Below are 15954 nucleotides of genomic sequence, written 5' to 3'. Positions count from 1 at the left end.
CGCGGGTCAGCGGCGGGGCCGTAGCCGGGCACCGGTCCGCTGCGCCCAGGCCATGGAGCGCTCGGCGAAGCCGTTGCGCTTGGGCAGCAGTCCTATTTGCAGTAGCAGTTCGTTGAGGTCCCAGGTGGCCTTGCTGCGCCAGATGAGCCCGCCGCGGAACTGCCAGATGTCGACGACGAAGAGATCGAATTTCTTTCCGGTGCCGGCGAATCCGGGCGGATCGATGGGGCCGAGGTGGGTGCCGGTCATCCGCCACGGCACGATCGCGGCGCGCGCGTCGGCGGTGATCGTCGGCTCGAACACCAGGTCGTAGGAGACGTCGGGGAAGGAGCGGACGGTATCGCGCACGAACCGCGCGACCGCCGCGCGACCGACCATGAGCGCCTCCTCCGACGGGTCGATCCAGCGGGTGTCGGTGGTGACGCAGGCGGCGACGGCGTCGGGGTCGGCGGCGTTCCAGCCCGCGATGTAGCGGTCGACGAACGTGCGCAGCCACTCCGGGCCCGCGATGGGCTCGGCGGCGGGATCGAGCGCGAATTCACCCGAGTTCATGGCGAGAACGTACCTCTATAACGGCGTCACCGGGTCGATAACAATGTGATTGATCGTCCTGACGATGTTATCGGCGAATAGGATTCGCGAATCATTCCCAGGCGGGGGAAACATATAACAGTGTCACCTGCGGATAACAATGTCACAGGCCCGTCCGAATAACAGCGTAATTCGGACTCGTCAGGTCCACTTGCACTGCTCGACAAGGACTTTTGCGAATTCCGGCCCCGTCCTTTGATCTTCGAATCTATGCTGACCTATTGTCCGGAGACAATCCTTTGCCACTCAGTTCGTATCGCCGCGCGCCGCTCGGTGCACATTTTCGGAGGACCGCGCAATGTCCGATGCAGCAATCGTCGGGATCGGCTGCCGCTTTCCCGGCGGCATCGACGGTCCGGCCACCTTCTGGGATTTCCTGATCCGCAAGGGTGACGGCATCGTCGAGGTGCCGCCGGATCGGTGGAGCCTGGACAAGTTCTACGATCCGGATCCCGATGCCCCCGGCCGCATGTACACCCGGCACGGCGGATTCCTCGCCCAGTCGCTGTGGGAGTTCGACGCCGACTTCTTCGGCATCTCCCAGCGCGAGGCGTCGATCATGGACCCGCAGCAGCGGCTGCTGCTCGAGGTGGCGTGGGAGGCGCTCGACGACGGCGGGATGGCCGGGCGCATCGCCGGCCGCGATGTCGGGGTGTTCGTCGGCGGGTTCATGATGGACAACGCGGTGGGCCGCAACGTGGTCCGGCACGCCATCAACAGCCACACGCCGACCAGTTCCTCGCACACCCTGCTGTCGGCGCGCATCGCGTTCCTGCTCGACCTGCACGGCCCGACCATGACGATCGATACGGCGTGCTCGTCGTCGCTGGTGGCGCTGCATCAGGCGGTGCGGGCGCTGGCGGACGGCGACTGCGAGTCGGCCATCGTGGGCGGCACCAACGCCATGTTGCAGCCGGAGACGTTCATCTCCATGTGCAAGGGCCGGTTCCTGGCGGTCGACGGGCACTGCAAATCCTTCGACGCCTCCGCCGACGGGTACGGCCGCGGCGAGGGCGCGGGCGCGGTGATCCTCAAGCCCCTCGACGCCGCGCTGCGCGACGGCGACCGCATCTACGCGGTGGTGCGCGGCAGCGGCGTCAATCAGGACGGCCGCACGCTCGCCATCCCGGTGCCCAATCCCGTTGCGCAGCAGGACCTCGCGCGTCGCGTGCACACCCTCGCCGGGATCGCGCCGCACGAGATCGGATTCGTCGAGGCGCACGGCACCGGCACCCCGGTCGGTGATCCACTCGAACTCGGCGCGCTCGGGCGCGTGTACGGGGCGGTCGACGGGCGTTCCGAACCGCTGCCGGTCGGGTCGGTGAAGAACAACATCGGCCACACCGAGGCCGCGGCCGGCGTGGCGGGCGTCATCAAGGCCGCCCTCACCGTGCACCACGGCACCGTCGCCCCGCAGGTGCGGCTGGACGACCCGAACCCGGACATCGACTTCGACGGCCTGCGACTACGCATCCCGATGGCCCCCGAACCACTACGACGACCGGTGGTGGCGGTCAACAGCTTCGGCTACGGCGGCACGAACGCCCACGTCCTCATCGGCCCCGCCCCGGCCGATGCCCACGGCACCGGCGTGACCGCCCGCACCGCGCCCGCGATCCCCGCCACGGTGCGGGACCACCGAGCCGCCGTGCGGGACAACGGGTCTGGGGCTGGCGCGGAGCGCGCGACGTTGCCGATCTTCCCGCTGTCGGCGCGTAGTGAGACCGCGCTGCGGACGCTGGCGGCGGAGTTGGTCGCGGCGGAGACGCCCGCGGACGAGCTGACGGCGGCGGCGTGGGTGCGGCGGGCGCATCATCCGATGCGTTCGGCGTTCCGCTACACCGACGGTGACGATCTGCGTGCGCAGCTGGCCGAATTCGCGGCCGGGGGCGGGCAGGCGCCCGCGCGGGCGGTCGCGGAGGGCAGCACCGATCCGGTGTTCGTGTACAGCGGGATGGGCCCGCAGTGGTGGGGTATGGGCCGTGCGCTGCTGCGCGGCGACGGGCCGGCGGCGCGGGTGGCGCGCGAGGTCGACCGGGAGTTCGAGAAGCTGTCGGGCTGGTCGATTCTCGACGAGATGCTGCGCGAGGAGGCCGATTCCCGCATCACCCGCACCGAGATCGCGCAGCCCGCGAACTTCCTGCTGCAGGCCGCGCTGACCGCCGACCTCGCCGAGCGCGGCGTCCGGCCGGCGGTCGTCGTCGGGCACAGCGTCGGCGAGGTGACCGCGGCGTATGTGTCCGGGGCGCTCACCCTGACCGAGGCGGTGACGGTGAGCTATCACCGCTCGCGGCTGCAGGCCACCACGGCGGGTACCGGGGCCATGCTCGCGGTGGGCCTGTCCGAGGCCGAGGCCCGCGACCTGCTGGCGGACGGGGCGGACGTGGATGTCGCTGCGATCAACAGCCCGTCGGCGGTGACGCTCGCCGGTCCGGCCCCGGTGTTGACCGAGATCGCCGAAAAGCTCACCGAGGACGGTGTTTTCGCGCGCGTACTGCGGGTGGAGGTGCCCTACCACAGCCGCCTGATGGATCCGATCCTCGACGAACTCCGCACCGCGCTGGCCCCGCTGGCCGCCCGCGACACGACCGTCCCGGTGTACTCGACCGTGACGGCCGCCGTGGCGACACAGCAGGATTGGGACGCCGCCTACTGGTGCCACAATGTGCGTGATTCGGTGCGCTTCGCCGATACCGTGGGCGCGCTGCTCGACGACGGGCATCGCGTCTTCCTCGAGGTGGGCCCGCACGCGGTGCTCAGCGGCAGCGTCCGGGAGATCCTGCTGCAGCAGGGCGTGTCCGGCGCGGCGGTGCCGACCCTGGCGCGCGGCGGGGACGACGAGGAGAACCTGCTCACCGCGGTCGCCGAACTGTACCGGGCCGGCGCCTTGGACGGCGAGCGCCTCCCCCGCCCGATCGATACCGCCACACCGCATGTCGCGCTGCCTCGCTATCCGTGGCAGCGCCGTCACGTGTGGACCCAGGAGCCCGAGACCCGGCTCGACCGGCTGGGCACGCCGGACGGGTTCGCCATGCTCGGCGACCGGCTCTCGACCGCGGCCCCGGAGTGGGAGGTCTCGCTGTCGGTGACCAACCTGCCGTGGCTGCGCGACCACGTGGTCGCCGGGGCCGTGGTGCTGCCGGGCGCGGCCTATCTGGACGCCGCGCTCAGCGCGGTGGCCGCCCGGACCGGTCGCGCGTCCTTCGGGCTGGAATCGGTCGAATTCGTCAGCCCGCTGGTGGTGGACGAGCACGACGTGCCCGTGGTGCGGATCGCGGTGGAGGAGAGCACCCGCCGGTTCACGATACGGTCACGGCCCGCCACCGCGGCGGACTGGACGGTCAACGCGTACGGCCGCCTGATCGAGGCCGACGTGGATCCCGCCACGGTCGATATCGCCCCGCGCGCCGGATTCGCCGATGTTCCGGCCGCGACCCTGTACGACAGCATGGCCGAGCACGGGCTCACCTACGGGCCCGCCTTCCGGCTGCTGCGCACGGTGTCGGTCGGCGCGGACGGCGTTGTCGCACAGCTGGATTCGCCGCCCGGCGACGACTCGCACCGGCATCTCGCGCATCCGGCGGTCATCGACGCGGCGCTGCAGTGTTTCGCGGCTTTGTATGCGGCCACCGCCGCCCGGGGTGAGACGGCGGATCCGGATGTGGTGGTCCCGGCGGCCGTCGCCGGGATCCGCTGGAACGGCCCGCTGCCCGCCGCACCGGTCGTGGTGGTGACCCGCGACCCCGCGGACCCGCTGCGCGCCGACATCCGGATCGCCTCGGCCGCGGGCGATGTCGCGCTGGCTCTCACGGGCGTGCAGTTCCGCACCCTCACGCCGCGCCGCCCGCTGTCGGATCAGCTGGACGAGCTGTACTACGAGCCGGTGTGGGAGATCGTCTCCGACACCCCCGACGCCGCGCCGCCGGCCCAGGTCGGCGAGGAGGAGGCGCTGCTGGTGGTCAACCTCGGCGCCGAGATCTCGCTGCGCGCCAAGGAGATCGCCAATACCCGCAGCGGCGAGCTGGTCACGGTCGGCGAGCACGCCTCGGCGCTGGGCGGCGATCAGCTGCTGGCGTTGTTGCGGTCCGCGCACGCCCGGCCCGGGGTGCGGCGGCTGCGGCTGGTCGTGGTCGCGGGCGGCGATCTCGACGGCATGCACAATGTCGACGGGCTGGCCCGCGTCGCGCAGGCCGTCAAACAGCTGCTGTCCCTGGACGATTCGGAGCAGCCGCGGGAGTCCGAGGCGCCGCGCGCGGAGATCCGCGCGGTGGTGGTCACGGAGAACGCGCTGTGCCTGCCGATCGACCGGTTCGCCCGGCTCGAGCACGCGGCGCTCGCAGGCGGGCGGCGCGAACTGCTCAACGAGCTGCCCGCCGGGCAGTGGCGGCTGGTCGACACCGAGCCCGGGTCGGCCGCCGCGGACGTCCTGGAGCAGATCTACGCCGATACGCTCGTCGACGAGGTGGCGCTGCGGGCCGGGGCGTGCTGGACGATCCGCTGGCGCCGCACCCTCGGCGCCCATCTGGCCCGCTGGAACGCGCCCGCGCCGCTGACCGATCCGGATCGCTCGTTCCGCCTGGACATCCCGCGCTCGCGGCTGCTGCCGGAACTCGCGCTGCGCACCACCGACCGGATCGCGCCGGGTCCCGAGGAGATCGAGATCCGGATGCAGGCGGTCGGCCTCAACTACAAGGACACGCTGAAGGTGCTCGGCGTGCTCACCGAGCGCGAACTCGACGGCACGTTCTTCGGCACCGAGATCGGCATGGACGGCTACGGCGTCGTGGAGCGGGTCGGCAGCGCGGTCACCGGCGTCTCCCCCGGCGACGAGATCTCGGTCGTCGCACCGGGAATCGTGCGCCGCTACGTCACGCTGCGCCCGGACACCGGGGCGACGACCGCGATGGACATCTTCCCGCCCGGCGCCTTCGACCCGCTGCACTGCACCTCGGTGATGCCGCTGTTCACCGCCGAGATCGGGCTCGGTGAGCTGGCCCGGGTGCGGCCGGGCGAGACGGTGCTGGTGCACGGCGCGGCCGGCGGTATGGGGATGGCGGCGGTACAGGTCGCGCTGCGCATGGGCGCGCGGGTGATCGCCACCGCCGGTACCGACGAGCGGCGCGCGCAGGTGCGGGCGCTGGGCGCGCACGAGGTGCTCAATTCGCGGTCGGTCAGCTTCGTCGACGAGGTGCTGCGGCTGACCGGCCGCGAGGGCGTCGACGTGGTCTACAGTTCCGCGCCCGGGGAGATCCTGCAGCAGAACTTCCGGGTCGCGGGCGAATTCGGGCGCATCGTCGATATCGGGAAGGCCGATATCTACGGTGCGGGCACGATCGATCTGCGGCCGTTCGACCGCAACCTGTCGTTCTTCGCCGTCGATATCGACCGCATCCTGGCCCGCCGCCCCGAACAGGTGCGCCACGCCGCGCGGCGGGTGGTGGACGCGCTGTTCCACGGCGAGTACCGGCCGCTGCCCAATATGGTGTTCGGCCTGGACCGGCTGACCGAGGCGTTCGAGACCGTCGCACGCTCGGCGCAGGTCGGGCGCGTGGTGCTGGATCTGCGCGAGGACACGCCCGCGGTGCGCCACATTCCGCGCGAGGTCGAGATCGACCCTGCCGCAAGCTATCTCGTCACCGGCGGCTTCGGCGCGTTCGGCCTGGCGACCGCACGGCATCTGGTGCGGCGCGGGGTACGGCACCTGGTACTCGCGGGGCGGCGGGGCGCGACCACCGACGCCGCGCGCGAGCAGCTGCGGCTGTTCACCGAGCAGGGCGTGGACGTGCGCGAGGAACGCGTCGACGTCGCCGACTACGACGCGGTGTCCGCGCTCGTCGCCCGTATCCAGTCCAGCGGGGCCCCGCTGCGCGGGGTCATCCATGCCGCGGGCGTGGTCAACAACACCGAGATCCCGGAGGTGACCGCCGAATCGCTGCGGGAGATCTTCGAGCCCAAGGTCGCCGGGGCGATGAACCTGGACCGCGCCACCACCGAGGCCGACGTCGACCTCGACCTGTTCGTGCTGTACTCCTCCGCCAGCGGTATCGCGGGCCTGTCACCCCAATTAGGTTATGCCTCGGCCAATTCCGTACTCGACGCGCTGGCCTGGACGCGGCGCGCGCAGGGCCGCACGGCGGTGTCGGTGGACTGGGGTTTCATGCGCGGCGACGGCGGCATGGCCGATTCGCGGGCGGTGTCGCGGTATGCGGAGATGACCGGATACGGCTCGCTGGATATGGATTTCGCGGCCGTGCTGCTGTGGGAGTGCCTGCGGCTGGACGTGCCACAGTGCGCGGTGCTCGACATCGACTGGGCGCAGTGGGCGCTGGCGCACCGATCCTCCGCGCGCGCACCGCGTTTCGTGGAACTGGTCACCGCGGCCGGTGGCGGCGCGGGCGGCACCGGCGCACTGCGGGCGGAGATCCTCGCCATCGATGCCGAGCAGCGCGGCGAGGTGGTGGCGTGGCTGCTGGCCGAACAGCTCGCGATCGTCCTCGGCGTCGACGCCGACACCGTGGACCTCGACACCCCCACCAGCGAGATCGGCCTGGACTCGCTGATGGCGATGGAATTCGGCGCCCGGGTGGTGAAGAGCCTCGGCGTGAAGATGTCGGTGCTGTCGATCGGCGCCGGACTGTCGCTGGGCGGGCTCGGCACCAAGATCGCCGCCCAGATCGCCCAGGAAGAAGCAACGACCGAACCGACGGCACCGTGAGGAATCGCCCATGACGACCGATGCGCGCGCACTGGCGCGCTCCCTGATGTCCAAACACGATCCGGAGGGCAACGGCTCACCCGCCGCCACCACGCTCGCCGCGACCGCCGAATCCCCGGCGGCCGCGAGACCCACACTGCGGACCGATTTCCGCGACCACCCCGGTGTCGTCGAGGCCACCGAGAAGTGGGCGCGGTTCGACACCTGGGCGCGCGGGGCCGGGGTGATCAATCCGTACTACCTGCCGCACGAGGGCGTGAGCGGCGCGGTGACCCGGTTCGCGGGCCGGGACATGCTGAACTTCAGCAGTTTCGGCTATCTGGACCTGGCGGCGGAACCGCGGGTGCACGCCGCCGCCGCGGAGGCCATCGGCCGCTACGGCACCTCCGCGGCCGCGGTGCGGCTGGTCGCCGGTGAACTGCCGCTGTACGGGGAGCTGGAGGCGGAGATCGCGCGAACCTACGACACCGACGCCGCGATCGTCACCTCGAGCGGATTCCTCACCAACGCCGCCGCCGTCGGCTTCCTGCTCGGCAAGCGCGATCTCGCGGTGTGCGACGCGCTGATCCACAACAGCATCATCCAGGGCACCGAATGGGCCGGATGCAAGCGAGTCACGTTCCGGCACAACGATCCCGAATCGCTCGAGGCGATCCTGTCGATGTCGCGGCGCAGCTTCGAGCGGGCGATGGTGCTCATCGAGGGCGTCTACAGCATGGACGGCGATATCGTGCGGCTGCCCGAGATCATCGAGGTGGCACGCAAATACGACTGCTCGATCATGATCGACGAGGCGCATTCGTTCGGCGTCCTCGGCGAGCGCGGCCTGGGCGTGCGGGAACATTTCGACCTGCCCGGCGACGCGGTGGACGTCTGGATGGGCACCCTGTCCAAGGCGCTGGGCAGCGTCGGCGGCTATCTGGCCGCCAACCGGGAGCTGGTCGACGGCTTCAAATACTCGGCCTCGGGCCTGAGCATGTACACCGCCTCGCCCGCCCCCTCGGCCGCCGCCGCGGCGCTGGAGGGGCTCGCGGTGCTGCACGACGAACCCGACCGTGTCGCGGCGCTGCGGCACAACTCCGAATACTTCTTCCGGCGGGCCGGTGAGCTGGGCTTCGACACCGGCCACGGGCAGGGCACGCCCATCACCCCGATCATCACCGGCGCCGACGAGCCCGCGGTCCGCGCGTCGATGGATCTGCTGGAACGCGATGTGATGGCCAATGCCATCGGCCACCCGGTGGTGCCCGCCGGGGAGGCGCGGCTGCGGTTCTTCGTCAACTGCCGCCACACCGAACAACAGCTCGACCACGCGTTGGACACCGTGCGACAGGTGCTCGACGGATACACCACCGAAGAGGGGCGACAGTCGTGAAGCAGCCACCCAATCTCCTGCGAAAAGCGCTGGTGCCGTTGGCATCGCTGGGCATGATGGTCGCCCTGTTCGTCCCCGCCCACTCCACGATGGTGGCGCCGGTGGAGAAGGACGCGAACGGGCCGCTGGCGAGCCGGTTCAAATTCACCGAGATGCCGATCGCGCTGCCGCCCGGGCTGCCCGAGCGCAAGATCCGCGCCATCGAACCCCGGTACGAGCATGTGGTCGCCTGGATGTCGTCGGTGAACTCGGCGGTGGCGATCAACGATATCGACGGCAACGGCAAGTCCGACGATCTGTGCCTGGTCGATTCGCGGTCGGATTCGGTGATCGTCACGCCCGCCCCGGACAGCGACACCAGCCGCTACGCGCCGTTCGTCCTGGATCCGGCGCCGCTGCCGACCGACGACAAGATGGCGCCCACCGGCTGCATCCCCGGCGATTTCGACCATTCCGGGCGGATCGGCCTGATGGTCTACTACGGTGGCCGCACGCCGATCGTGTTCCTGCCCCGCGCCGGCGCGAAGAAGCTCGACAACGCGGCGTTCAAGCCGGTGGAGACGGTGCAGCCGCCCGCAACACCGGACGGCAGCTATCAGGGCGCGCGCTGGTTCACCCTGGCGTCCTCGGTGGCCGACTTCGACGGCGACGGCAATCTCGACGTCTTCGTCGGCAACTATTTCCCCGACACCGACTTCATCGGCAAGGACGGCGAGCACAGCCTGACGCTGAACGAGTCGTTCTCCAAGGCCACCAATGCCGGTGGCGCGCATCTACTCTCGCTCCAGCACAGTACGGGCGGGGCCGAGCCGACCGCGGACTTCCGCGAGGTGTTCGACGCCTTCCCCGAGGCGGCGAAGAACGGCTGGACCATCGCCTCCGCGCCGCAGGATCTGACCGGCGACCAGCTGCCGGAACTGTATGTCGCCAACGATATGGGCCCGGACCGGCTGTTCGTGAACAAGTCCACGCCGGGACATGTCAAGTTCGGGCTGGCCGAGGGGCAGCGCGGGCCGACCGATCCGAAATCCTTCGTCCTGGGGCATGATTCGTTCAAGGGCATGGGCGTGGACTTCGGCGATCTCAGCGGTAACGGCCTGCCGGACATGTTCGTCAGCAATATCGCGCAGCGGTGGGGCATCGTCGAGGGCAACCTGGCCTTCTACAACACCGCGAAGAACACCGAGGACGCGGCGGCGCAGCTGAACGCGGGCGTAGCACCGTTCGACAACCGGGCCGTGGAGAAGGGCCTGGCGTGGAGCGGCTGGTGCTGGGACACCAAGATCGCGGACTTCGACAACAGCGGGCATCCGCAGATCGTGCAGTCCAACGGCATGTTCAAGGGTGACACCACCCGCTGGCCGCAGGTGCAGGAGCTGGCCACGATGAACGACCTGCTGAGCCGGTATCCGTGGGCCTGGCCGAATTTCACCCAGCACGGCGATCTGGCCGGGAACAACCGGATGGCGTTCTTCGCCCAGAACGGGGACGGCAAGTACGCCAACATCTCCCCCGCGCTGGACGTCTTCGCGGCCGTCCCCACCCGCGGCATCGCGGTCGGCGATCCCAGCGGCACCGGTAAGCTCAGTTTCGCGGTGGCCCGCCAGTGGGACACGCCGGTCTACTACCACAACGATTCGCCGAATACCGGCGGCTATCTCGGCCTGCAACTGTTCACCCCGCCGACGAACGCGGCGGCCGGGGACACCACGCTCGCGGGTAAGCCGGTCCTCGGCTCCCCCGCGGTGGGCGCTCAGGTCAGCGTGACCACGCCCGACGGCACCCCGCACATCGCGCAGCTCGACGGCGGCAGCGGGCATGCCGGCAAGCGTGCCACCGACATCCATCTCGGGCTCGGCGACGTCGATCCCGCCACACCGCTCCCGGTGCAGCTGAGCTGGCGCGACAACCGCGGCGCCACGCACACCCAGCAGCTGCAACTGCGGCCGGGCAGCCACACCCTCGTCCTCGACACCGATGCCCGGGAGGTGCACCAGTGAGTGTCCAAGGCAACGGCCATCCGGAATCCAACGGCCATCCCGAATCGAACGGTCACGCCGACGCCAACGGCAAGGCCGAATCCAACGGTCAGACCGCCCTCGCCGCCGATCCCGCCGCGAACGGGTCGGCGTCCGAACCGCCCGCCGACCCGCCGACCGGTTTCCAGGCGTGGCGGCGGAAGTGGCTGGGCGTCAACAAGGAAGGGCGCGATCCGCGCTATCTGGCGCTGCGCAACTTCGCGGCCTCGCTGACGTTCTTCAACGTCGTCGGCTTCCTGTGGCTCGGCTTCGAGCAGCCCTGGCTGTGGCCGATCCTGGCGGCGCTCACCGCGTACGTGGTCGAGATGCTGCTGGAGACCCTCGCCGCATGGGCCTACCAGCGGCCGGCGGGCTACCGCGGCAACGGTTTCCGCGGCCTGTTCGTCTTCCTGATGCCCGCGCACATCACCGGCGTCGCGTTCAACTTCCTGATGTACGCCGCCGACCAGTGGCTGCCGATCATGTTCGGCATCACCGTCGCCGTCGGCACCAAGTGGGTGCTGCGGGCGAAGATCAACGGCAAGGTGCGGCACTTCATGAACCCGTCGAATTTCGGGATCGTGGTGGCGCTGCTGGTGTTCCCGGGAATCGCCGTGGTGGGCCCGTACCACTTCGTGGAGAACGTGCAGGGCGCGGCGGACGCGCTGCTGGTGATGGGTCTGCTGGGGGCGGGCACCATGCTGAACGCCAAGCTCACCAAGAAGACGCCGCTCATCGCGGCGTGGCTGGGCGCGTTCGTGCTGCAGGCCGTGGTGCGCGGGGCGCTGGACCCGGACATCTCGATCATCGCGGCGCTGCTGCCGATCACGGGTATCGCGTTCGTGCTCTACACCAACTACATGATCACCGACCCGGCGACCTCGCCGTTCGCCAAGCGCGATCAGATCATCTTCGGCGCGTCGGTGGGTCTCATGTACGGCGTGCTGATGGCGCTGAACGTGTCGTTCGGGCTGTTCTTCGCGCTGGTGATCGTGTGCGCCAGCCGCGGCCTCTTCTGGTGGTCGCGCAATATCCGCGAATGGCTCGCCACCCGCAAGCCCGCCGCGGCTGCGGCGACGCCCGCCGCCGAACCCGCCCCGCGCGAGCCCGCGGCGGCGACGTCCTGACCCGATCTCGTTCCGCCGCAACAGAATCGAGGATCCCATGCCATCGATGATCGGACCGATACGGTCGGTGCTGCTGGGCACCGGCGCCGACGTGCCCCCGCTGGGCAGGCCCGGATTCCAGCCGCCGAGCCCGGCGACGAAGGCCGAATTGGAGCGCGTCGCCACGCATCTGGCGACGAGTATCGACTTCGCCGTCCGCAGCAAGAACAACGACGAGCTGATCGCGCACATCGAGGGGCTGCCCGAGCAGTACCGGGGCTTCGCGTTCGAGGGCGCGGCGACGGGCCTGGCGGCGGTCGACTCGATCACGCCGTTCGGTCGCCGCGCGCACGACCTGATCGCGGGGCCCGCCGCCAAGCACGACCTCACCATGTATGTCGGGGTAGGGCTGGCGCTGGGCCGGATCCCGCGGCCGTTCTGGCGCAAGGTGCTCCCGAAACACCCCACCTACCGCTGGCTGGCGATCGACGGGTACGGCTTCTACAACGCGTTCTTCCGCACCGAGAAGTACATCGGGCGGCACTACGTCGACAACCGGTATCCCGGCTGGATGGGCGCCAAGGAACCGCTGCGCCGCGCCGCGGACCAGGGCATCGGGCGGGCGCTGTGGTTCGTCAGCGGCGGTTCGCCGGAGGGGGTGGCGAAACTGATCGAGGAGTTCGCGCCCGAGCGGCACGCGGATCTGTGGAGCGGCATCGGCATCGCGACGACGTTCGCGGGCGGGGTCGAGGCGGCGGATCTGGAGGCGATCCTGGCCCGTGTGCCGCAGTTCCGGGAGCCGCTGGCGGCCGGATCGGCCATGGTGGCCAAGATCCGGCAGCAGGCCGACAGCGCCATCCCGCATACGCACGACGCGGTGCGCATCTACACCGGGCGCACGATCGACGAGGCCGCCGCGCTGATCGACAAGGCCTTCGACGACATCCCGCAGGACGGCACCGCGGCGGGCTACCAGGCGTGGCGCGATCATCTCGGCGCGCTGGCCGTACCGGCATGAGCGGTCAGGGCCGGAGGCGGCAGCGCAGCATCACCACGCAGGCCCCCGCTCCTGCCGAGAGAGGTACAGCATGAGCGGGAAGCATTGGGACGGTCGGCATGTCGTCGTCACCGGCGGCTCCGAGGGGATCGGGGCCGCCGTGGCCGCCGCGTTCGCCGCGCGCGGCGCGCGGGTGTCGATCATCGCGCGGCGTCCGGAACCGTTGCGGGACACCGCGGATCGGATCGGCGGCGACCACGAGGCCGCGGATGTCACCGATCGGGGGGCGCTGGCCGCCGCGATCGAGCGGCTGGAGGCCCGCAACGGCGAGTGCGCGGTGCTCGCCTGCTGTGCGGGTCTCACGCTGCCGGGGTTGTTCGCCGATCTCGACGACGAGTTCGAGATCCAGAGCGACGCCAACTATCTCGGCGCGGTCAATGCCGTGCGCTGCGTGCTGCCGGGCATGATGAAACGCGGTGCGGGGCAGGTGCTGTTGCTGAGTTCGACCTCGGCGTTCATGGGCATTCCGGGGTACTCGGCGTACGCGCCGACCAAGGCGAGTATCCGGCAGCTGGCGCTGTGCCTGCGCTACGAGACCGAACCGGCCGGGGTGCGGGTGTCGGTGCTGTACCCCGCCGATACCGACACCCCCGGGCTGGTGCGGGAGAATCTGCGCAAACCGGCGGAGACGAAGGCCATCACCGGATCGATCACGCCGATACCGGCGGAGAAGGTGGGCGTGGCCGCGGTGCGCGGGCTCGAGCGGGGCCGCCGCCACATCACGATGGATCCGCTGACCACGTTCCTCATGCGGTGGGCCAATCTGCCCGAGGATTTCATGCGGCCGTTCCTGCGGTACAGCATTTCCCGCGCCCGGCGCGGCGCCGCCGCAGCGCCCGAATCACGAAGCGACGGATAGGATTTGCCCATGGTCACCACGCAGGGCGACACCGCGCTGCGCGCGCAGCTGCACCGGATCTTCACCGCGGGTCCCGGTGAGCAGGGCCGCCGGCCGCTCCCGCTGCGCACCAAGTTCAACTACGCGCTGTGGCTGACCCGGCCCGAGATCGCGCCCATGTCCAGTTCGGTCATGGTCGCGGACGTGCTGTTCAGCGCGCATTCGGGCCGCGAGATCTGGAACGTCCCGATGCTGGTGGCGTCGCTGATCCTGGCCGCGGCCATCCAGCTGCTGCATGTGGCCAACTGCCTGGCCGACCGCTGGGTGGATATGGAGTACAAGTCCAAGTTCGCGCGCATGACCCGCGATCTGGGGGTGCGGTTCGTCGCGTGGCAGATCTATCTGACCACCGCGTTCATTCTCCTCGGCGGGGTCTACCTCGCCGTGGCGACGCGGCACTGGGACCTGTTGGCGCTCGTCCCGCTGGGCACCTTCCTGCTGCTCCAATATTCGCTGCCGCCGTGGCATTTCAAGTCGGGCGGGTTCTGGCAGATCCCGTGGACCTATATCGCGTGCATGGTCTTCCCCGGCCTCGTGGTGCTGCGCCTGTACGACCGGCCGATCGAGATCCCGGCGCTGCTGGCGGTGCTCGGCATGGGCCTGACCCTCACGGGGATCTTCTCGGTCAACACCGCCGAGGACGTCCCCGAGGACGCCGAGCACGGCATCAACACCTCGGTCCTGGCCCTGGGCCTGCCCTTGTCGTTCGCCGAGTCCATGACCCGCGTCACCGTCGGCGCCGCCCTGGTCACCGCCGGCACCGTCGCGGTGGCGGGCTGGACCTGGACCCTCGTCCCCTACGCCCTCGTCTGGCTGCTGGTCATGTACTACCTCGGCACCACCCTGCTCGGCGTCCGGGGCAAGCCTCTCGAGGAGGCCATGACGGTAGTCCGCCCCCGCGCCAAACAATTCGTCATCATGGTCGCCCTCATGGGCTGGGTCACGGTCTTCCCCGCAGCCGCCATGTTCGCCGCCCGCTGAGATCCGTTCGGTAGCAGCCCGTTCCGGCCGAGTCCCGCCGATTTCAGCGAGCGGGGGTCCGATCCCCGGCGTTTCCCGTGTGGAACCATAGGATGGCGAACTGCGTCCAACCAGAGAAGGGCTCGGTTCGGGCAGCGGGCTGGATCAGGAAGCGGGGGAACCCTATGACAGAAGATTTCCGAGTCGTCCCCGACGACCTGGACAAGCTGGCAGGTTCTCTGCTCGACTTGGCCGGGCAGGCCGCCACCGCATCCGGCCATGCCACGAAATGGATGGATCTCGCTGACGCGGAGATGCGTATCTACGGCGAGGTCAAAAAAGTTGTCGACCAGATTCGCGAGAACGTGGTAGCCAACTACAACCACCTGCAATCTCTCGCCCAGAATTCCTCCGCGGAGCTGACCGCCTCCGCGCAGATGTACCGGACCACCGAAACCGAGTCGGCCCGGAAGTTGGATGCCGCCTACCCGACGACGACCAAATGAGCCGCCCGGACGAGGCGCTGCAAGACCCGTCTGCCGAGGATCCGATGCCGTTCCTCGGCCCGTTCGTTCTCGGCGGGAACTTCGCATCGCCGGCCTATTACATCGCCGAAATCGCCAAGAGTCTCGCCGGATTCGATCCGTTCGGCTGGGCCGCACAGCACATGGAGGGCGACTGGGAGGCGGTCGAGAAGGCCGGAGGAGCAGCGGGTAATCTCGGTCGCTTCAACGCCGCCTACGCGGAGGCCCTGCGCACGGACTGGCAGAACACGGTCGAACAGTCCTGGCAGGGCAAGGCGGCGACCGCAGCGGAAACCTATTTCAACCAGCTCGCTCGTTCCGTCGATTTTCAGGTGCGCTCGCTGGAGGAGATCGAACGGAAACTGAGCAATACCGCGACCTTGATGCGGGAACGGGCACGACTTGTGGCCGACCTGCTGCAAGACGTCGCCGACGAGATCATATTCTTGGCCGCGTCGTGGGCGGCTGAAGCAATCCTGGCATCGAGCCTGGTGGGAGCCCCCGCTGCAGCCGCGCAGGCAGCGGTTTCCGCTGCCTGCATCGCACGCATCATCATAAAGATCGACCAGGTCGTCAACTGGGTGACAGTGACCTTCAAAGTCGTCTACGGCGTAATCGGCGAACTGTACGGGTTGTCCAACCAGACTGCGCCGGACAAACTTCCGCCGCTGCCGAATGCGGCCTACGACAACCTCGGAGTGTGATCGGTG

10 protein-coding genes are annotated in these 15954 nt (G+C 69.6%); 9 read left to right on the top strand and 1 reads right to left on the bottom strand.

Annotated features, from left to right (window positions below):
• Positions 1-6: 6 nt before the first annotated feature.
• Positions 7-552, bottom strand: a complete 546-nt coding sequence (locus ON41_RS14745) for an ester cyclase (RefSeq protein ID WP_040748190.1) — start codon at positions 550-552, stop codon at positions 7-9.
• 337 nt (positions 553-889) lie between these two features.
• On the opposite strand from ON41_RS14745, the gene ON41_RS14740 reads away from it, so the two are divergent.
• The 9 genes from ON41_RS14740 to ON41_RS14700 all read left to right on the top strand — a co-directional run bounded on the left by ON41_RS14740 (position 890) and on the right by ON41_RS14700 (position 15948).
• Positions 890-7306 carry a type I polyketide synthase gene (locus ON41_RS14740; RefSeq protein ID WP_040748189.1) on the top strand — a complete coding sequence of 2139 codons (6417 nt, stop codon included), beginning with the start codon at positions 890-892 and terminating at the stop codon, positions 7304-7306.
• 10 nt (positions 7307-7316) lie between these two features.
• Positions 7317-8681: an aminotransferase class I/II-fold pyridoxal phosphate-dependent enzyme gene (locus tag ON41_RS14735; RefSeq protein WP_040748188.1), complete on the top strand. Its 1365-nt coding sequence runs from the start codon at positions 7317-7319 to the stop codon at positions 8679-8681.
• Positions 8678-10681, top strand: coding sequence for an ASPIC/UnbV domain-containing protein (locus ON41_RS14730; RefSeq protein ID WP_040748187.1), 2004 nt, complete (start codon positions 8678-8680; stop codon positions 10679-10681). Before ON41_RS14735 ends, ON41_RS14730 begins: the two co-directional genes overlap by 4 nt.
• On the top strand, positions 10678-11826 hold the full coding sequence (locus ON41_RS14725; protein ID WP_051161503.1) for an RnfABCDGE type electron transport complex subunit D: 1149 nt from the start codon (positions 10678-10680) through the stop codon (positions 11824-11826). Before ON41_RS14730 ends, ON41_RS14725 begins: the two co-directional genes overlap by 4 nt.
• A gap of 46 nt (positions 11827-11872) precedes the next feature.
• A complete protein-coding gene (locus tag ON41_RS14720) occupies positions 11873-12823 on the top strand; it encodes a DUF1702 family protein (protein ID WP_051161502.1) in 951 nt (316 codons plus the stop codon).
• 70 nt (positions 12824-12893) lie between these two features.
• Positions 12894-13721: an SDR family NAD(P)-dependent oxidoreductase gene (locus ON41_RS14715; RefSeq protein WP_051161500.1), complete on the top strand. Its 828-nt coding sequence runs from the start codon at positions 12894-12896 to the stop codon at positions 13719-13721.
• A gap of 9 nt (positions 13722-13730) precedes the next feature.
• Positions 13731-14741, top strand: coding sequence for a UbiA prenyltransferase family protein (locus tag ON41_RS14710; RefSeq protein ID WP_040748186.1), 1011 nt, complete (start codon positions 13731-13733; stop codon positions 14739-14741).
• Between the two features lie 164 nt (positions 14742-14905).
• On the top strand, positions 14906-15226 hold the full coding sequence (locus ON41_RS14705; RefSeq protein ID WP_040748185.1) for a type VII secretion target: 321 nt from the start codon (positions 14906-14908) through the stop codon (positions 15224-15226).
• Positions 15223-15948 (top strand): WXG100 family type VII secretion target, encoded by a 726-nt coding sequence (locus ON41_RS14700; RefSeq protein ID WP_040748184.1) that lies wholly within the window; start codon positions 15223-15225, stop codon positions 15946-15948. Before ON41_RS14705 ends, ON41_RS14700 begins: the two co-directional genes overlap by 4 nt.
• Positions 15949-15954 lie beyond the last annotated feature (6 nt).

The organism is Nocardia transvalensis NBRC 15921, assembly GCF_000308875.1.
GTDB lineage: Bacteria > Actinomycetota > Actinomycetes > Mycobacteriales > Mycobacteriaceae > Nocardia > Nocardia transvalensis.
The sequence above is the reverse complement of the archived record's forward strand: the minus strand, read 5'-3'. Positions and strand labels throughout refer to the sequence as shown.